The 18,434-nt window shown below is 61.1% G+C and carries 14 protein-coding genes; 4 read left to right on the forward strand and 10 right to left on the reverse strand.

All coding sequences use genetic code 11. The features are described 5' to 3' along the window. Positions 1–171 precede the first annotated feature (171 nt). Positions 172–633 (forward strand): GNAT family N-acetyltransferase, encoded by a 462-nt coding sequence (locus BSZ35_RS13305; protein ID WP_105012903.1) that lies wholly within the window; start codon positions 172–174, stop codon positions 631–633. 65 nt (positions 634–698) lie between these two features. Here the strand turns inward: BSZ35_RS13305 and BSZ35_RS13310 are convergent, their stop codons facing one another. Continuing rightward, positions 699–1,733: a peptidylprolyl isomerase gene (locus tag BSZ35_RS13310; protein WP_105012904.1), complete on the reverse strand. Its 1,035-nt coding sequence runs from the start codon at positions 1,731–1,733 to the stop codon at positions 699–701. 305 nt (positions 1,734–2,038) lie between these two features. Continuing rightward, positions 2,039–5,197: a basic secretory protein-like protein gene (locus tag BSZ35_RS13315; RefSeq protein ID WP_258096371.1), complete on the reverse strand. Its 3,159-nt coding sequence runs from the start codon at positions 5,195–5,197 to the stop codon at positions 2,039–2,041. A gap of 237 nt (positions 5,198–5,434) precedes the next feature. On the opposite strand from BSZ35_RS13315, the gene BSZ35_RS13320 reads away from it, so the two are divergent. Further along, positions 5,435–5,782: a hypothetical protein gene (locus BSZ35_RS13320; RefSeq protein WP_105012905.1), complete on the forward strand. Its 348-nt coding sequence runs from the start codon at positions 5,435–5,437 to the stop codon at positions 5,780–5,782. 215 nt (positions 5,783–5,997) lie between these two features. Then, positions 5,998–8,844, forward strand: coding sequence for a UPF0182 family protein (locus BSZ35_RS13325; RefSeq protein ID WP_105012906.1), 2,847 nt, complete (start codon positions 5,998–6,000; stop codon positions 8,842–8,844). Between the two features lie 320 nt (positions 8,845–9,164). Here the strand turns inward: BSZ35_RS13325 and BSZ35_RS13330 are convergent, their stop codons facing one another. From BSZ35_RS13330 to BSZ35_RS13365, 8 genes are all read right to left on the reverse strand, one after another. Beyond that, on the reverse strand, positions 9,165–9,425 hold the full coding sequence (locus tag BSZ35_RS13330) for a DUF5996 family protein (protein WP_146110100.1): 261 nt from the start codon (positions 9,423–9,425) through the stop codon (positions 9,165–9,167). A 295-nt stretch (positions 9,426–9,720) separates the two neighbouring features. Beyond that, on the reverse strand, positions 9,721–10,959 hold the full coding sequence (locus BSZ35_RS13335; protein WP_146110101.1) for a hypothetical protein: 1,239 nt from the start codon (positions 10,957–10,959) through the stop codon (positions 9,721–9,723). Between the two features lie 364 nt (positions 10,960–11,323). Continuing rightward, positions 11,324–13,120 (reverse strand): ABC transporter ATP-binding protein, encoded by a 1,797-nt coding sequence (locus tag BSZ35_RS13340; RefSeq protein WP_105012909.1) that lies wholly within the window; start codon positions 13,118–13,120, stop codon positions 11,324–11,326. A gap of 144 nt (positions 13,121–13,264) precedes the next feature. After that, positions 13,265–14,092, reverse strand: a complete 828-nt coding sequence (locus BSZ35_RS13345) for a sugar phosphate isomerase/epimerase (RefSeq protein ID WP_105012910.1) — start codon at positions 14,090–14,092, stop codon at positions 13,265–13,267. After that, the gene (locus BSZ35_RS13350) at positions 14,092–15,180 is read right to left on the reverse strand and encodes a Gfo/Idh/MocA family oxidoreductase (protein ID WP_105012911.1); all 1,089 of its coding nucleotides are present in this window, start codon (positions 15,178–15,180) and stop codon (positions 14,092–14,094) included. Before BSZ35_RS13350 ends, BSZ35_RS13345 begins: the two co-directional genes overlap by 1 nt. A gap of 49 nt (positions 15,181–15,229) precedes the next feature. Next, the gene (locus BSZ35_RS13355; protein ID WP_105012912.1) at positions 15,230–15,499 is read right to left on the reverse strand and encodes a hypothetical protein; all 270 of its coding nucleotides are present in this window, start codon (positions 15,497–15,499) and stop codon (positions 15,230–15,232) included. A gap of 393 nt (positions 15,500–15,892) precedes the next feature. Then, positions 15,893–16,528, reverse strand: coding sequence for a nitroreductase family protein (locus BSZ35_RS13360; protein WP_105012913.1), 636 nt, complete (start codon positions 16,526–16,528; stop codon positions 15,893–15,895). Positions 16,529–16,665: 137 nt separating this feature from the next. Further along, a complete protein-coding gene (locus tag BSZ35_RS13365) occupies positions 16,666–16,950 on the reverse strand; it encodes a PLD nuclease N-terminal domain-containing protein (RefSeq protein WP_105012914.1) in 285 nt (94 codons plus the stop codon). Between the two features lie 229 nt (positions 16,951–17,179). On the opposite strand from BSZ35_RS13365, the gene dusB reads away from it, so the two are divergent. After that, positions 17,180–18,322: a tRNA dihydrouridine synthase DusB gene (gene dusB / locus BSZ35_RS13370; protein ID WP_105012915.1), complete on the forward strand. Its 1,143-nt coding sequence runs from the start codon at positions 17,180–17,182 to the stop codon at positions 18,320–18,322. The last annotated feature ends 112 nt before the right edge of the window (positions 18,323–18,434 follow it).

The raw sequence follows: 18,434 nt of genomic DNA on the forward strand, positions 1-18,434 counted from the left end.
AGAAGGGCAACGGCCCGAAGGCACGGACAGGGCGGGAAAAGCAGAAAGGCATTTCCTTTTGGGTCTGGGGTTGTGCACGCCTTCCGCCTTCCGTCTGTATCCGACAGAGGGAGCTTTCATCCTGCTTCGACCGAACCCGCTCGACAGCATACCATCTCCAGCCGCATCATCATGGCCTCCCTCGACATCATTCCGGTACAGAGCAACGAAGACTGGCAGGCCGTCCGGGCCATCCGGCGGCAGGTGTTCATTGACGAGCAAGACTGTCCCCCCGAGGAGGAGTGGGACGGCCACGACGAGACGAGCCGTCATGTGGTCGGGCGCGTCGACGGGCAGCCGGTGGCGACGGCTCGCTGGCGCAGCGTAGCTCACAACAAACAGATTGTGGCCAAGCTCGAACGCTTCGCAGTGTTGGCCGAGCACCGAGGGCAGGGATACGGCACCCAACTCGTAAAGGCCGTTCTTGCGGACGCCCGGCGGGCTGGGTTCGAGACCTTCCTTCTCCATGCCCAGGCCCACCTGGAAGAATGGTACGCCAGTCTCGGCTTCACGTCCACGGGGCACCGGTTCGAAGAGGTCGGCATTCCGCACGTCGAGATGATGCGGCACGAAGGAGACACGAACAATCAATAGCAAACGCCGCCCCTTCCGATGGGAGGGGGCGGCGCCTGAGCTTGCAATACGTGCCGGATGAGGAGTTACTCCTCATAAAGGCCGGCTTGCACGACGTCGGGGTGGACCCGCACGGTCGCGTCCTGCATGAGCTTCTCGACCTCCGTGTCCACGGCCTGTTTGCGCCGCTCCTGCATCATTTGCTGACGCGCCTTGCTCGTGTCCATCGGTTCGCCGGCGTTGGTGAGCCGGATGACGTGAAAGCCGTATCGGGTGCGGACCGGCTCCGATGCGATGTCGCCGGAATCGGCGAGGGCAAAGGCCGCCTTCGAGAACGAGTCCACCATCTGGTCTTTCGTGAAGAAGCCGAGATCGCCGCCCTCGCTGGCCGACGGGCCTTCGCTGTGCCGCCGCGCAAGGGCCCCAAAGTCGGCTCCGGCCTGTGCGCTGTCGATGAGAGCGGTGGCGGCCTGACGGGCCGAGTCGACCTTCGACTGCGGCGCGTTCTGCCCCGCCCGAAGCAGAATGTGTTGGGCGCGGATGCGGCGGTTCTCCTGGCTATACGACTCGACCTCGGAGGAGGTGGGCTCCTCAGCGTTGTCCGCCATTTGCTGCTGGAGGGCCTGCGTCTGCAACTGCTCAGCAATGTAGCTGCGCAGGGAGTCCATCGTCATGTTGTTCTGCGCAAGCTGCTTCTTGAGCTGGGCCTGGTTCTGGTAGCGCTGCTTGATTTGCTGGAGGCGCCGGTTGACCTGGGCACTGTCCACCGCTACGTCCTCTGCCTGGGCCTTGCCGCGAAGCATGTGTCCACCAGCGAAGCGGCGGACGAGGTCGCGGTGGATGGACTGGAGCGTGTCCGAATTGCGCTGATTGGGCGAGAGGCGCTGCATCTGCATCTTCGACCGGCGCTGGTACTGGCGGGCCGTCAGCGTATCGGAACCGTACTGGGACGAGACGACCACAGCGAGCGTGCTGTCAGAGAGGGGGTCGCCTACCTGGTAGGGTACGCCGTTGCTGGAGCTCGACCCTCCTGAGCCGCAACCGGTCAGGACAAGGGCGAGGGCCGCGACCGATAGGCCGAGGCAGTGAACAAGTCGATTGAACAAAGGAGATATACGCATCTGGTGGTTGGGTGCAGGGGTTGGTCGGAAGGACGCGGGACGAACGCTGAAGACGAACCGGGGGCCTGACGCCCCCAGGGAGAGGATGGATCGTTCGAAATTATCCGGTAGATGCACGCCCCCCCAGCGGACGTGTTTCTACAACTGAACGAAATCCCGATTTACACCCGGGTTTTTCTCTGGAGGCAAGGGGCAACTCGACGTTCGAAATTTTTCTCACGTTGCTTCTGGATGGCCTGGGGCGACGAGGGAGCGTTTTTCTGGGGGGAGAAAGCTCTTTCGAGTGGGGGCAATGGTACTCATCGTTAGAAGCCGGGAGAGATGCGAAAGCCCCACGTCCAGGTGGTGTCGCCGCGCTGGAACGGCCGGGCGTAATAGGCCTCCAGCAACAGGCTCCCCAGGATGTTGAAGCGGGCTGTGAGGCCGGTACTCACCACGGGAATGTTCGTTTTGGGGCTGTCGGTTGTAAACTGGAAGTCCGGGGCCTGGTCTTCGGTCCAGGCGACTCCGGCATCGGTAAAGGCTGCGAGTGTGGTTGGCACGTACCGAAAAGGGATGAGACTAACCGATTCCGGGCCGAGAAGGGGCACCCGGGCTTCGGCCCGAGCGGTGAGGGAGCGCGTCCCGAAGAGACGGTCGATTTCGGCACACTGCGAGCGGGTTGGATCATTCTGGACCGGCGTACACCCCTTCTCCGCCTCCCGGATGCCGTTGGAGATGGACTGCACGCCATAGCCCCGCACGAAGCCCTGACCGTACGGATACCCGATGTACTCGTTGCCAATCCCGAGCCCGTCCCCAAACTCGGCCCCATAGTTGCCCACGTGGAGGCCCTGAAATGCAAAGGTGACTGGGTTGGCGTAGAGGTAGCGCCGGAGGTCCGCCCGGGCAGTCACGAAACTTTGCTCTCCAACAGCCGGGGCCACCTCCAGACGCCAGCGTCCGCCTTGGATGGGCCCGGTCAGGCCATTTACCGAAAAGTCGCGCACGTACGCTACACTCGCGTTAGCGAGATAGGCGGGGGCCCGCTCCTGAAAGACCTGTTCTCCTAGGAGTTGGTTTACGTCGTCGACGGTGAGGTCCTGCCGGATGCCGATTTCACGCACGTTGAGGCCAAACCCGTAACGGGTGGCGCCCAATCCGAATTCAAACCGACGGGTTGGATCCAAAGGATAAGAGGTAAAGGCGCCGCTGGACGTGAGGTAGGCCCGGCGCACCACGCTTGCATACCCGGCAACGAGGCCGGACTCGTTTGAGATGGGGATGTTGTTTGATCCATACACAATGGGACGGTGCCGCAGCGATCCTCCCCAGTTCCGCTGGCCGCGTCGATTGATGTATGATACCCCTCCCCCAATGTCTCGAAGTGTGCCGCGGGCCAGCACCGAAACCGTGAGCGTCTGGTGTCCCAGCATGTCACCGAATCGGAAGCCGATCCCTCCCCCCACCTGGCTTCCGTATCGCCCCCCGATCGATACGCCAGCCTGCGGAGGGGAGATCGCTTCCAGGGAGAGCGACGGATCGTAGTCGTGGACATTGTAATCGGGCGAGGCAGGAGGGAGGCCCGTTCGTGCATCCGCCAGATTCTGCGCCACGAGGCCGGTGCCGAGGGCCGAAATGGGCGGCAATACGCCGGCGGTTGTCGTATCGGCGTCCCCTGCATCGGATGGGGCCCGCAGTGGCCCCTCCGCCGTCGTTTGTGGCAGCGGCGTTCCCTGAAGAGCGTCGGTCCCGAGCCGCACGCCGGTATAGCCGCCTCCGCCGTAGACCGACAACATCATCTCGCCGTTTTGCGCGGCGACCGACATGGCGGGCGACAGGGCCGAGATGCCGCTGACTCCCGTTTTGAGGTGCGTGACACGATGCAGGTCGCCACGGGCCCGGTTCAGTCGGTACACGTCCTTGAACCCGTCCTGATCGCTGATAAAGTACAGGCTTTCCCCATCTGGGGAAAACTGCGGATTGTGATGGAGGGCATCCCCGAACGGCTCGCGCACGGTGACCTCGGTGCTTTCGACGTCGATGAAGCCGAGATCCATGTTTGAGGAGGGGGCCAGCAGGTCGAGGTCGGTCTCCGCGCGGTCGGTCGTGACGGCAATGGTCTCGCCGCTGGGGGCCCAGGTTGGCTGAAGGTAGGCGTAGCGGTCGTTCGTAAGCTGACGGACCGCATCGGTCTTCAGGTTCAGCACGTAGAGGTCGCTGATTCCCCCCTCGGTGCCCGAGAATGCAATTCGGGATCCATCGGGGGACCACGCGGGATTCTTAAGGGCCGTTACGTTCTTTATCTGGATGCTGCGTTCAATTTCCTCCGTCTGCACGTTCCAGATTGTAAGCTGGTTGTCGCCCTGGGCAGAGCTGACAAACGCGAGGCGACGCCCATCGGGCGACCACGTTCCCGCCGAGCTGATGAAGCGCAGTGCGTTGAAGTGCTGCGTCGTCCCGGCGCGGTCCAGTTTCGCGATCACCTCGCCGGTCTGGGCGTCGGCCACGTACAGGTTGAAGCCGAAGAGCTGTTCGGCGGAGATGTAGGCCACGTAGCGCCCGTCCGGGCTCAGAACCGGGCCCACATTCGTCTTCGCTCCGGTCGTCTTGGGGCCGAGAACGGTCGTTCCGAGCGAGTCTGGGGAGGTTCGGCCCTTCATGAGCGGACGATAGGTGTCGCGTGTGGCCTGGGCCCACTCCTTCGTCAGCGAATCCGGCTTCATTCCAAAAAGCTCTGTGTAGGCCGAATCCAGGCCGACCTGCCCGCCCCGCTTGAAGAGATCCGTCACGGCCTGGTCGCCGTACTTTCCGGCGATATAGGCAAGATACGCCTGCCCGTAGCGGTACGGGAAGTAGGCGCGCGGATTGTTGAGCTGCTCGAAGGTGGGCATCGTGTCGCGGCGCACGGCATCGCGCATCCACATGGCCGTGTGACTGCTGCGGCGGCCTACCGACAGGTATTCGGCCATGCCCTCGACCAGCCACGTCGGCAGATTCTGGAGGCGAATGTTGAGGCTATCCGCATTGAGGGCGAGATCATACTGGAAGGAGTGGATCAGCTCGTGGCCCAGGACATGGTTCGTCTCGCCGTACGAGGCTGAGAAGGGCATCACCACCCGCTCCCGGATGGATTCCGTAAAGCCCCCCGTGCCCGGCCCAATGGCTTGCTGGGCCACGTTCGTTTGCTGAAAATCGGCGTCGTTGGCGTAGAAAATGATTGGCTTCTTCTCGTCGAAGCGGTGCAGAAAGACCTGTGAGTGGCGATCGTACCACCGCTCGGCCATGCGGGCAGCGTCGCGCACCGCTGCTTCTTCGGCCGGGTAAAAGTGGAAAATAAAATGATCCGTCTCCAGGGTTTTAAAATCGAATTCCTCGTACTGGACGCGGTTGCGTCCGAAGTACTGTGCGTCGACTGTCGGGGCAAGCACGAGGCCCGCGACAAGGGCGATCAGCAGGGCGGCAGCTGAGAGCCGGTATCGCATGAAGAGGGGGGAACTGTTCAGGAAAACAATGAACAGGGGGGCATCCCCATGACGATAAACCCAACGGGCCGCGCGGCAGGAATATTGTGGAAACGAAGGAGTGGGCGTTACGGATATGTGAGTTGTAGGGCCCGTTTCTTACGAGGTGGACAACAGGAGGAGATGTTGCGTCGTCAGGCCTTACGCTTCCTATCGTACTGTCGTCCGTCGCGGTTCTCAAGGACATTTCGTGTCCCTATGTCTTCCACGTTGCCCGCAGAGTATACGCCCATAGAAGAGTATGCCATCATTGGCGACTGTGCCAGCGCCGCCCTTGTGGAAATGAACGGTTCGATTGACTGGCAGTGGGCCACGTGGTGGCTGGGCGCTCTTCTCGGGACGTTCCACGGGCTGTTCATCCTAATCGTCATCATGCCAGCCCTGCCCGATGTTCATCCCCGCATGGCCGGAAAGCACCACGGACCCACGCCCACCCGGCAATTGGAACCGCCTGGATTTATGGCGCTCAACTACGGGCGCAACACCCCTGCGATTACGCTTATCGCACACGCCGTCTATGGCATTCTACTCGGGGCGTTTTACTGAGGGTCGGCAGGGGGAAATGGGAGGGCAGGTGGGCGGGCGAGTCCAACGCGCCGTCCGTGGATTTTGGGAAAGAATTCCGGTGGGGGACGAGTGCTGTGAATCCCGCCCGGGGGGCACGCATTTGATAGAGCCACTGTTGATGTTCATACTGAGGCGTTCGGACATTCTCTCTGCCTCCGTTGGACGCTCTGTCACCTATATCCCGCGCGCGGATCATGTCTCTTTTGCGATCAAGTCGCACCTTCCAGATCCTTCTGGGAATTCTCGGGGTCATTCTGACCACTCTACTGGTGGCGCCGGAGCTACTCGTGGAATATCTTTGGCTGGGGGAACTGGGCTACGAAGGGGTGTTTTGGACCATCCGGTCCACTCAGGTGCTGCTGTTCCTGCTCGTGTTCGTCATCGCTGGCCTCTACTTCGGGGGAAACTTCAACGTCCTCCTCCGCCGCATTCCGCCGTTGTGGGCTTCCCGCTGGGCGCAGGGCGGAGAGGCGCCCGATCTTGGAGGGGAGCCCCTTACCCGCGCTCGCCTCAAGCGCTTTGCGTACGTCGTTGCTGGGGTGCTGAGCCTCCTCTTTGCGACTGGCTTTTCGGGGCGTTGGGACGACCTTCTGCGGTTCTGGTATGCCGGCTCTTACGGCACGTCCGATCCCGTCTTCGGCCACGATCTGGCGTTCCACATGCTAGAGCTGCCCTTCATTCAGGCAATGCAAAGCGCCCTTGTCGGGCTGGTTTTTCTGGGCCTTCTGGCACTGGGCACCGGCTACGTGATGGCGGGCGAGATCGGCGTGCAGAACGGTCAGTTTAAGGTCAAGTCCGGGCCGCTGCGCCACCTGGGCGCCAACCTCATTGTGCTGTTGCTGGGATGGGCCTGGGGCTTTTATCTTGATCGATACGAGATGCTTCAGGAAGGGGGCAGTGGGGCCGTCTATGGCGCTGGGTATACCGACGTGAATGTGATGATTCCGGCGCTGTGGCTCATGATTGTGGCGACACTCGCACTGGTCGCCATCGTGGCGTACAATCTGTACCGCGAAAACCTGCGCCTTCTGGGCATCGGCGTGCTCGGATACGTGGTGCTGTTGGTGGGCGGGCTTGTCGTGGCCCCAACCCTCGTGACCCAGCTCACGGTGCTGCCGAACGAGCTGGAGGTGGAGCGCCCCTATCTGGAACACAACATCGAGCTCACGCGCGAGGCGTTCGATCTCAATAAGGTGCAGGAAACCTCCTATCCGGCCCGGCCCAACCTCACGACCCAGGACATTGAGAACAATGAGGAGACGATCGAAAACGTGCGGCTGTGGGACCCGCGTCTGCTGATTGACACCTACAAGCAACTCCAACAGATCCGGACCTACTACGAGTTTTACGATGTGGATGTCGACCGGTACGACATCAACGGGGAGTACCGGCAGGTCATGCTCTCGGCCCGTGAGTTGACCCAGCAGTTGCCGCAGGGCTCCAACAACTGGGTGAACCGTCATCTGCAGTACACGCACGGCTACGGCTCCGTGGCAAACCTCGTGGCACGACAGGGCACCGAGGGGTCGCCTGAGTTTCTGGTGAAGGACCTGCCGCCTGTGGCCAGCGACTCGAACCTCGCGGTGGACAACCCGGCCATCTACTACGGCGAGCGGGTGCCGACCTATCGGCTCGTGACTACCACTGCGCAGGAGCTGGACTATCCAAAGGGCGACGAAAACGTCTACACCACCTACGACGGGACGGGGGGCGTGAACATCGGCAGCTTCTGGCGGCAGCTCCTCTTTTCCTACTACACGGGGGATTTCAACATCCTGCTCACCGATTATCTCACCGACGACAGCCAGATCCAGTTCTGGAACAGCCTCAGTGAGCGGGTGCGCCGCGTAGCGCCGTTCCTCCAGTTTGACGGCGATCCGTACTTTGTGCTCAGCGACAAGCGGCAGTACTGGATTCAGGACGCTTATACCACGTCTCGCTCGTTCCCTTATGCGGAACCGATCCGCGATCAGCGCGGCTATGAGGGGACCCAGTACATTCGCAACTCGGTGAAGATCGTGGTGGATGCGTACAACGGCGACGTGTCTCTGTACGTTACCGATCCGGACGATCCCATCATCCAGACCTATCAGGACATTTTTCCGGATCTCTTCCAGCCGCTGAGTGCGATGCCGGAAGACCTGCGCAGCCACATTCGCTATCCGCAGGACCTCTTTGAGATGCAGATTGAGCGGTACAAGCGATACCACATGACGCAGCCGCAGATCTTTTACAACAACGAGGACCTGTGGACACGTCCCAACGAGCAGTACGCGGGACGGCAGCGCAAGATGGAGCCCTACTACATCATGACGAAGCTGCCCGGGAGCGATCGTCAGCAGTTTATGCTGATGACGCCGATGACGCCCGAAAACCGGGACAACATGATTGGCTGGATCGCCGCAAAATCCGACGCGCCCAACTATGGCGAGTTGGTGGTCTACAATCTACCGAAGGAGCGACTCATCTTTGGGCCGAACCAGATCGAGTCGCGGATCGACCAGGACACGGAAATCTCGCAGCAGCTCTCCCTGTGGGATCAGCGTGGATCGAACGTGGTGCGGGGGAACCTCATCGTGGTGCCCATTGAGGAATCCTTCCTCTACGTGGAGCCCATCTTCCTCATTGCCGAAAACATTCAGATCCCGCAGATGCAGCGGGTGATCGTGGCGTACGGCGATCGAGTGGCCATGGAGCCGACCCTGCGACAGTCGCTCAATACAGTGATGGGCGAACAGGTGGTGGAGCCGCGTCGGCAGCGGGCGCTCGCGAGTATGCAGCGAGCGGCGACTGCTGCTCAAGCCGCAGCCCCGCAACGCATTGAGGAGCTGGAGCGAGCGAAGGAGCTCATCCAGGAGGCCCGTGATGCACTCCAGAGTGGGGACTTCGCGCAGTTTGGCAACCGGTTCAACGAGCTCGAAGAGGTGCTGAGCAACGTGCCGGTGGCGGATACGACTACCGCGCCGGCGCCTGCGACTCCGGCACCAACGACGCCGGCACCGGCAGACACGGTGGCGGCGACGGAGGCCGGGACGCCCTAGTGGGGCATCAGGGGCTCCAGATCGGGTAGAACGCTACTTGTGGACTGAATTCATACCAACTCCGGGTGCTCTCTATTCCGGTAGGAAGCAGGCGTCCGTAGCGCCGTTGGACTCCAACGACGCTACACAGGTGGCCTTTCCCTCGTCTGACGGAGACTCCCCAATCCTACAGTCCAACGCTGTTTCTGGTGCCCTCCTTGACGGCGCCGACGACACGAGAGGGGGGCGTATTGTACCGCCGGACCTCCTGTCTGAAGTCTGCAGCAGGATTCGGTATCAGGCTGCTGAATGCCGTATTCAATACGGCTGCCCCTCCAATCTCAGTTTGACTGACCACTCGCCCGGTCTACGAGTGGGACGGGCCAAATATCGACTCCCAGGGCCATTTCTTGAAGTGTGGTCATTGTGGTCCGGTAGAAGGTGGCGACCGACATCGGTTCGAGGGGAAACGACCGTTTCGCCCCCTGATCATCGCCGATGTGGAGCTTGTGGTCGATGAAATCGAAGTCGATATGGAAACGTCGGTTGCCGTGCGGCATGGGAGAGGTGGTGAGTCCTCGGCAGGTGACGTATAGCGTCACGTTCTACCAGTGGTTGAGGAGGGACGTTTGCTCCAGACGAATCTTCCCGACGATTTGCGTCCACATGTGGGGGAAAGGGTCGGGTGCCATGCCTCGGGGGAAGGAAGTGTGGTCAGCCGGAAGACGAGGAAGTGGACATGGGAGATCGCGGGTCGGGAGGGGGGCACATGACGCGGCCGGTCCCTGCCTTTGCAACGCCATTCTACTCCGTTTCAGCACCATTGCTCCTCGTGCGTGTCCCAGTTCTGCCGGAGCTGTCGAGGGAGTAGGAAGTGGATCTAGGCCCAAACCGAACTCACGATCCCGAGTGTACGGCCGAGATTGGCGTGCGCACCACGCGCACGGTAGAGGCATCGGCGCTATCCGGCCCCACCCAGGCCCCGTAGAGCTGTTCCTTTCGCCGTACGAGTTGAGGAAACCCGACGCTTCGCGAGGCGGACGGCACGGTGCCGATGGTTTTGGGGGGAGATGTTGGGCCGTCAGGGCTCACAGCCCTCACCTGAATGACTCCTCGGTCCTCTTGCTCCCCCAGCCAACTCACAATGGCAGTGCCGTCGTCGAGCAGAACGGCATCAACCCGGCCCTTTGTTTGTCCGTCCGCTACGATCACGGGCTCGGTGAACTGGTGCCCCCCGTTGTCCGAGAATGCTGTCTTGACACGTGGCTTTCCGTTCGCTGCCGTAAACCAGGCGGCCACGACCCGACCATCCTGTGCTGCAAGGACCGGTCCATTGACGGGACAGCCCTCGATCTTCCATCCGTCGTCGTGCAGGGGCATCGGATCCGACCACTGTTCACCGTCGAACCGTACAAGATGGATGTCGCGGATTTCCTCGGTCGAACGGTCGCGATAGGCCACCAGGGCTTCCGCTCCGATCCGTACGGCACTCGTCGCACAGCACTCGCAGGTGCGAGAGTCCAGCACGGCCCGATGGGTGACAGTTCCCGTTGAGTCGAGAACGGCCCCACGGAGCGTCATCTCCCCCTGTCCGTGCCCGTCGTCGGACATCTTGCGTCCATCGAGCCACACGGTCAGCAATTGGTGATTCTCCCACGGGAGGAGCGAGACGAATCCATGCTCCGTCGGAGTGGCGTCTCGATGAGGCGTAACGGGCGGATGCCACGTCCCGTCTCCCGTCGTTTGGGTGATGCGCACGGCATACGCAAGAGCGCGTTCTCCGTTGCTTTCCAGGTAGTGGGCAGCGATGCGTCCGTCTGGCAGGGGGTGTACCGAGGGAAGATCGGCCCAGTTGACGAACCAGTCGGTCCCCGTCGCCACCGTCGCTGGGTCGGTCCAGCGTGTATCCGTTCGGCGTGTGTACCGGAGGGCGTACTGGTCCTCCCCTCCAAGGGGCGCCAGCCAACTCAGCCACATCGTCCCTTCAGAATCCACTTGTAGGCGCGGTTGCCCACTTCCCGGCGTCACAGGGGGCGTCAGCATCTCGGGAGAAAAAGACGGAGAAGACTTCGATCCGCACCCCGATCCTACACAGAGCAGGACAGTGACGAGAACAGCAAGAACAGAGAGGCGCATGAGAAGAGGGAAGGGAAAAGAGCGCTCGGGCCAACGAGGGGGGAGTTTAGTACCACATGAGGAACGCGCGTCGACGCCTCGGTCTGCCCATCGCCAGGTGGGGAGAGATCTCCGCGGGAAAGCGCCTGAAGGGGAAGGACGATTGGGAGCGGTCGCCGAGAGCGTCCGAGACGACAATAGAGACAAAAAAAGAACGCCGTCTCGAACCCCGAGCGGCGTTTTTTACATCCTCATCTACTACCAGTATAACAAAACCGACCCCCAGGTACGAGTAAACTAAGAGCAACGTTCTTGTAACGTGGTGGTAGAGCCGGTCGGGCTGTGGAAGTAAAGAGGAAAGGGACGAAATACGGCGGTCTTACGGCTATGCGATGCTCTCACTCGATCCGAGGGGGACGGAGTCTGCGTCGCGGCGTTGCAACGCCCGGAGTTCTGCGTAGCGACCATCTAGGGTCAATAATTCATCGTGGGATCCGGCCTCGACCAGTCGGCCCTCTTCCAGAACAAAGATCGTATCAGCGTCCTCAATGGTACTGAGCCGATGAGCAATCACAATCGACGTGAGTCGCTGACCGCGAGCAAAGAGACCGTCGAGGGCGTCCTGGATTACGGCTTCCGATTCGCTGTCGAGGTCGGACGTAGCTTCATCCAACAGAAGAATCTGCGCATCCTTGAGGATGGCACGGGCGATGGCTACCCGTTGCTTCTGTCCCCCAGACAGACGCACGCCGCGCTCGCCGATTTGGGTCTCATAGCCTTTCGGGAGGCGCTGGATGAAGTCGTGGGCGTTGGCCATCTTGCCGGCCCGTCGCACGGCCTCTGCGGATGCGGTGGGATCGGCGTAGCGGACGTTCTCGGCCACTGTGCCAGAGAAGAGCGTGGGGGCCTGCGGGACGAGAGCAATGCGTTGCCGGAGGGCGTTCAGGTCGAACGATCTCAGATCCTGTCCGTCGATCGTGACGCGGCCTTCTTGGGGATCCCAAAAGCGTCCAATGAGGCTGGCGGCTGTACTCTTTCCGGCGCCGGACGAGCCGACGAGGGCGGCCGTATCTCCCGGCTCGATCTGAAGGGATAGCCCTTTCAAGGCCGGCTCGTCGGCCTCCGGATACGTAAATCGGACCTGTTCCAGGGCCACTGTTCCAACGGGGACGTCCGTTTTGTCTCCGCCGTCTTCCGGGGCCGTACTTGTGAGGTCCGACAGTCGCTCCAGGGCCGCCATCCCAGCCTGCAGCTTATCGTTGAAGAACATAACCGACTTGATTGGGCCCTGTAGCTGTCGCTGGTACATGATGAAGGCCGTGAGCTCTCCAATCGTGAGACTGCCGTTGGCCGTCATCCAGCCCCCTACGAGCAGTAGGGCTCCGATGCCGTAGTTGGCAGTGATGTTGATGAGGCCCTCCATCGCCCCCACGTCCTTCCGTCGGTCCAGGTTGAGGTCAACGTACGTCTGGTTCTGTTCGCCGAAGCGCTCGCGCTCCTGGTCTTCGCTTACAAAGGCCTTCACCACGCGGATGTTAGAGATCGCTTCCGTGGAGGCGGCCGTCATGCGGGCCACCGTCTCTCGAATATCGCGGGAGGCCTGGCGGAGCGGGTCCTGGTAGTAGTACGTGATAGCGGCCAGGAGGGGGAGCACGACCAGGTTCACGAGGGCGAGGGTCCAGCTCATCGAGACCAAAATGACGGCCACGACCAGGATGGCGACGAGCTGGCCCGACAGGCGGGAGGCCGCGGCCTGAATCATGCCTTCCAGGGCATTGGGATCGTTTACCACCCGTGAGCTCAGAGAGCCCGACTGTTCATCGGCAAAGCGGGAGACGGGGAGCTTGAGGAGATGCTCGTAGGCCTGCATGCGCACGTCACTCACCACCTGCTGGGTGAGGGCGAAGCTCCAGAACATTCCCCCGTACTCCACCACCGCTCGAAACAGATAGAAGCCCGCAAACGCGAGGCCGAACCAGAGAAAGAGTTGCATTTCTCCCTGTGGGATGACCGTGTCGAAGGCATACCGCACAAACTGCGGCCCCACTGCCTCCAGTGCCGCCGAGAAGCTAATGAGGAGGGCTAAGGCTACGACGCGGGTCTTGTACGGCGCCAGCACACGCCCGAGCTTTTTCAGAATGGTGAGGGTCGATTCCCTGGACTCGTTGTCAATGTCGGACATGGCAGATCGGGGACAGGAGCGAAACGTCGGCGGCACGGAGCGGGACGAACCCACAATCGTCGATCAATGCACGACGGCATGCGCCCGACTGTTTAGGAAAATTCCGTTCCGATCTGAGAGGACGCTTGACGGCGAGAAGAGTGGTTAGCTCGTCTCCAGGTGCTGCCGTAGAAAGGAAAGACAGTCTGGCACGTCTGCTTCGTCGAGTCCATGCAAGACGAGCGGCACGTCGACACCCGTAGCACGGAGCTCTCGAAGGTAGTGCTCGTAATCCAGAACGCCGAGTCCGGCCGGGCAAAATGATCCATCGGGCCGTCGGTCTTTGGCGTGAGCCATGACCACATGCTCACCCAAGAGGGATAGGCCCTCTTTGACGAGGCGCCGTCGTTCGTCAGGAGCGGCCGTTTTGAAGAGATTGGCTGGGTCGAAGACGACCTTGAGGTGCGCACTGCGCATGGTCTTAAGGAGTCGCAGGCCCTTTTGGGCAGTATTCACCACGTTCGCATGTTCGGGCTCAAAGGCAAGCGTAACGTCGTACGTCTCCGCGATTGCAAGGGCTCGCTCCATGCTTTCACAGAGGTCGTGCCAGGCGGCGGAGGTGTCATTGTCTGGATGACGACGCCACTTGTCGTTTGGGTCGCGGGTGCCGGTGCAGAGCGTAATGACGTCCGTCCCCATCGCGTCACAAGCAGCTGCTAGAACCTCCAAGCGCCGGAGGCCTCGTGTGCGGACCGATACATCCGGATGAATCATGTTAAACGTGCCGGAAACAGCCACAAGGTCAAGAGAGCGGGCGGCCGCAGTGGTTCCGATGTGTTCGGCAACCGAGTCGGGAATGGTTTCCGGCATAGAGGGCCGGCCGGCACAAGACATATTGAAGTGGGTGAGGCGTAGCCCCTGTGCCCGAACAGCGTCAAAGGTCGCTTCGACTGTCTCCCGGTCAAACGTTTTGGCAAAGATGCCGACAGTCATTACAACGATCCCTGTACCTGGTTGAGATCCACCCATTGTTCGGAGTCTACGGACCGAGCGGTGGCGATCATGGCCCGCACAACGGCAATTCCGTCGTCAATGCCAGTCCCCTGTTGGGGCGTTCCGTTCAGAATCGTATTTGCAAAGCCCTCCACCTGACGGCGGTAGAAGTGGGCATCCGATCCTAACGGACGATGATATTGTTCATCTGACTCGGAGAAACAGTCGACTTCGCTTGCTTTGAAGTACCAGGGGTTGAAGGTTTTCCCCTGTACGCTTCCCTGCTCGCCGTAGATCTCAAAGCCCTCGTGCCAGTCCATGCGGACAGCAACCGTGAGGTCAAGGTGGCCCAGGGTGCCGTCCGTAAATGCGACGTCGATGAACCAGCAGTGCGGGCCGGCCTCGTTCGTATGACGAGCCCGCACGGCCTCGATCGACCCTCCCAGAAACTGGGTTGTATCGAAGAGGTGGCTCCCGTGGGCCCGCATGTAGTAGTGCGCGAGATCGGCCTTCGGGTCGTCCTCCGGCGTCCGGGCCTGATCGCTCTGCACAATGACCGGCTGTGTGGCGTCGGTCATGTCGTAGCGGTGGGAGCTATCTGCATACCACGCCTTGAAGGCGAACATCTCTCCCAACTGTTCTCCGATGAAGTCGCGGGCGTACTCTAGACCGGGGTCAAACCGTTTCATGTGGCCCACCTGCAGGACCACGTCGTTCATCTGAACGCGTTCGCGGAGATCGAGGCAGGCATCGAGGTCAGTGCCCAACGGCTTTTCAACGAGCACATGCTTCCCGGCCTCGACGGCCTGTCGGGCGGCGGGGACGTGGAAGGCATCTGCCGTAGCGACGATCACAGCATCCACCGATGGGTCCGACAGCATGTCCTCGTAGGAGCCATACTGGACCTGCGGCTGGTGTACGGCAGCCATGCGCTCCCGGAGGTCGTTGGCTACGTCGCACAGGGCGTAGAGCTCGGCATTGTCGGCCTTGCGACACGCTTCGAAGTGGGCGGCCTGAGCAACCGGCCCGCAGCCAAGGACGCCAATTCGGAGCGAGGAGTCCAGGCTGGACGAGACAGAGTCGGGCATGGCACGGGAAGGAAAGTCCGAGGACGGAGGAGAGTCCGTCTGGGAATGGTTAGGTCTGGTTCCGTGCCAGCAGTTTGACCGATCGCAGCTCCGTGAGGGCCGCCACCATCAGACAGTGCTCCCACGACACGTCGGCCGTAGTGCCGGCGTCCCCGTGGGTGGCCGCATCGAGTGCCGCCCGTTGCACAGTCTGGTCTACAAGGTAGGAAATGAGGTGCTGTGTCGACACAGTCGTGGTTGGGGAGAGCGACAGACTGTCGGCGTCTACATCGGCCAACTGTTCCTCGAAAAACTGGCGGACCCAACGAATCGCATCCATGAAAATAAGGGGCTAACTGGAAGTTGTGTCGAATGGTCGGACGGTATGCAGATCCGACGCACAGTGATCGCGACAGGAGACTTCTGTCGTAAGGTACAGTACACCTGGGAGAATCATAAACCGGGCAGGCTCACCCTGCCGCCGGTACAGCCGGAAGGTCGGCGTTTGCCCACGTCCGACGGGGGAGGACACCTCCCTGTAGTGCCCATCAGCTCTTGACGGGACTCTAATCTTAACCAAAAATCGATCCAGTTTCGTACTCCGGTTTGTGAAGTCCCGTGCGGGGGCACTCTCGTTACAGAAACGAGTCCTCTTTTCCTTTCAGCTCTGTTTGGGCCTGTTCGGGTGAATCTCATTCGCGGCGCCCGAGAATACACGTGAATAAAATTGTGTTCACTCGTCGACCACAATACTGGTGGGCGAGTCCCAGGTCGAACCGAATGCAAAGTCGCGGAGGGACTTACGCGATCGCTGCGACTGTTCGGACGCTTGCATCTTCTCGCTGAGCTGTTCAGGGGCGCCCAGATATCCCACCGCAAGACCCGTCATCGGTTCAAAGTCGGAAGGAACGTCGAAGGCCTCGCGGATGACCTCCTGTTTGATTCCAGCCATCTGGTGAACGTACAGGTCCATTGCCGTGGCCTGGAAGGTAAGGGCGGCGGAGGCGGCCCCCAGATCATGCGGGGCTGCTCGGTTCGACGTGTCGTTTCGGGAGAAGGCCTTTTTGTAGAGGCCCAGCATCAGGACCGGGGCGTTTTCAGCCCACGCTTGGTTGCCCTCCGCGAGACACGTCAGCACCGTCTCGTAGGTCTCCGGATCGTCGTGTCGAGAGGCGACGATGTACCGCCAGGGCTGTTCGTTGTACGACGACATGGTCCACCGCGCTGCTTCCAGCATCCGGCGAATCTTCTCGGGCTCTACGCGCTGGTCCGAGAAGGCACGCGGGCTCCACCGCTCGGCAAATATATCAAGGATGTCGTGATCGGGAGCAGCAGTCTTTCGATCGTCGGTAGCGGAGAGGGACTCCATGAGCGAGATGCAGAAAATCCGTGAGTGGGGCCATGAGAAGGTATTTGTACGTTCTATCCCGTGGTAGTCTTTTCTGGAACGTTTGTTTCAAATCCGGCATCCACAGATTTATAAGGGGGCAGCGTCCCGAGTGCGGATTACTCTCGTCCAAGCAGGAAGTACAGAATGATGCCGCCTATGGGGAAGAAGACGATGAGGAGGGCCCAGATCACCTTGTTCATTGTACTTCGACCCTCATCCCCCAAGAGATCAATGAGGGCCACGATGTCGAGGACGATGATCGCTGTGCCACAGAAGCCCCATCGTGGGCGCGTCATGCGGTCGATGAGGTCCGGGCCGCCGCAGCCGGTGAGCAGGACCGTGAGGGGAGCAAGGAGAAGCAGGAGGCGAGACGAGAGGGAGGACCGACGTTCGGTTGACATAGAGGTATGGGAATCCGTGGAAGAGGACTCGGCAGTCAAAGATACGTTTTGGGATTGGGAATTGGTACAGCACTCAGAGTTGAGTGTAGGGATAGAGGGATGGGCGTGGTGTTTTGCACGGAAGCAACCGCTGAACGTCCAACCCGACACGAAAATTCGGAACCACTGCCCGCGGCTGCTTCGTTTCTAGGACGTTCGTATTGCCAAGCCACCACTCCCTGTACCGACGATGCGCATCGGCCACCTCGACTTTGACGATCGGCCGCTTTTCCTCGCGCCGATGGAGGACGTGAGCGACCCTCCGTTTCGCATCCTCTGCAAGCGGTACGGCGCCGACATGATGTACACCGAGTTCGTCTCCTCGGCCGGCCTGTTGCGCGAGCAGGAGCACGAGCAGCAGAAGCTGGAGATTTTCGACGAGGAGCGGCCCATCGGCATTCAGGTGTGGGGGGGCGAGATCGAAGAGGTGAAGAACGCCACGCCGATGGTGGACGCCGCAGGGCCGGACGTGATCGACATCAATTTTGGCTGTCCGGTACGCAAGATTGTACAGAAGGACGGCGGGGCGGGGGTGCTGCGCAACATCGACAAAATGAAGCGCATCACGGCGGCGGTGATGGAAGAAGCCAGTCGGCCCGTTACCGTCAAGACGCGCCTGGGGTGGGACGACGACTCGATCCACATTGTGGACGTGGCGCGGATGTTGGAAGAGATGGGTGTGGCGGCGCTCACGGTGCACGCCCGCACCCGCGAGCAGAAGTACAAAGGCGACGCGCGCTGGGAGTGGCTCCGCAAGATCAAGGAGGAGGGCGTGCAGGACATGCCCTTTATCGGCAACGGCGATGCGCTGGACCCCGAAGCCATCGAGGCGATGTTTGAAGAGACCGGCGTGGATGGCGTGATGATGGGCCGTGGCGCGCTGGGCAACCCCTGGATTTTTGACCGGGCCAAGAAATACATGGAGACCGGCGAGCTGCCCCCACCGCCCTCGTGGGAGGAGCGCGTGCAGGTCGTGGCCGAGCACCTGTCGCTCAAGTGCGAGTGGCTGGGCGAGCGCACCGGCGTGATGGAGATGCGCAAAAACTACAGCAGCTACTTCAAGGGCTTCCGCAACGCCTCCACGCTGCGACACAAGCTGATGCAGCCGGAGACGAAGGAGGGCGTGCTGGAGGTCATGCTCAACTTCAAGCCCGACGCGCCGGACATCCAGATTCCCTCTGCCTCCCTTCCCGAGCAGACCGCCGATCCGGACGCCGTGGAGACTAAAAAGCCCGACGTGCCGGACGACCTCCCGTCGCCGGGGGGGGATGGCGCCAAGTCGGACGAAGAGGTCGGCACGAAAAAAGCCGAACTGCCGCCGTCGATGGCTTAAACGCCTGGATGCATGGAGGCGAGAACGGTTTGGCCTCCAGATTCCCCCTCGTCCCTCTCCGACGCTCAGTATCCGATTACAATCACCCCATCTGTCAAAAGTCGACTGAGCA

This window comes from Salinibacter sp. 10B (genome assembly GCF_002954405.1).
Taxonomy (GTDB): domain Bacteria; phylum Bacteroidota; class Rhodothermia; order Rhodothermales; family Salinibacteraceae; genus Salinibacter.

Coding starts and splice junctions, on each gene's coding strand:
- BSZ35_RS13345 (WP_105012910.1), bottom strand. CDS start 14,092: ATGACTGTCGGCATCTTTGCCAAAACGTTTGACCGGGAGACAGTCGAA.
- BSZ35_RS13310 (WP_105012904.1), bottom strand. CDS start 1,733: ATGCGTATATCTCCTTTGTTCAATCGACTTGTTCACTGCCTCGGCCTA.
- BSZ35_RS13340 (WP_105012909.1), bottom strand. CDS start 13,120: ATGTCCGACATTGACAACGAGTCCAGGGAATCGACCCTCACCATTCTG.
- dusB (WP_105012915.1), top strand. CDS start 17,180: ATGCGCATCGGCCACCTCGACTTTGACGATCGGCCGCTTTTCCTCGCG.
- BSZ35_RS13365 (WP_105012914.1), bottom strand. CDS start 16,950: ATGTCAACCGAACGTCGGTCCTCCCTCTCGTCTCGCCTCCTGCTTCTC.
- BSZ35_RS13335 (WP_146110101.1), bottom strand. CDS start 10,959: ATGCGCCTCTCTGTTCTTGCTGTTCTCGTCACTGTCCTGCTCTGTGTA.
- BSZ35_RS13320 (WP_105012905.1), top strand. CDS start 5,435: ATGTCTTCCACGTTGCCCGCAGAGTATACGCCCATAGAAGAGTATGCC.
- BSZ35_RS13305 (WP_105012903.1), top strand. CDS start 172: ATGGCCTCCCTCGACATCATTCCGGTACAGAGCAACGAAGACTGGCAG.
- BSZ35_RS13355 (WP_105012912.1), bottom strand. CDS start 15,499: ATGGATGCGATTCGTTGGGTCCGCCAGTTTTTCGAGGAACAGTTGGCC.
- BSZ35_RS13350 (WP_105012911.1), bottom strand. CDS start 15,180: ATGCCCGACTCTGTCTCGTCCAGCCTGGACTCCTCGCTCCGAATTGGC.
- BSZ35_RS13360 (WP_105012913.1), bottom strand. CDS start 16,528: ATGGAGTCCCTCTCCGCTACCGACGATCGAAAGACTGCTGCTCCCGAT.
- BSZ35_RS13315 (WP_258096371.1), bottom strand. CDS start 5,197: ATGCGATACCGGCTCTCAGCTGCCGCCCTGCTGATCGCCCTTGTCGCG.
- BSZ35_RS13325 (WP_105012906.1), top strand. CDS start 5,998: ATGTCTCTTTTGCGATCAAGTCGCACCTTCCAGATCCTTCTGGGAATT.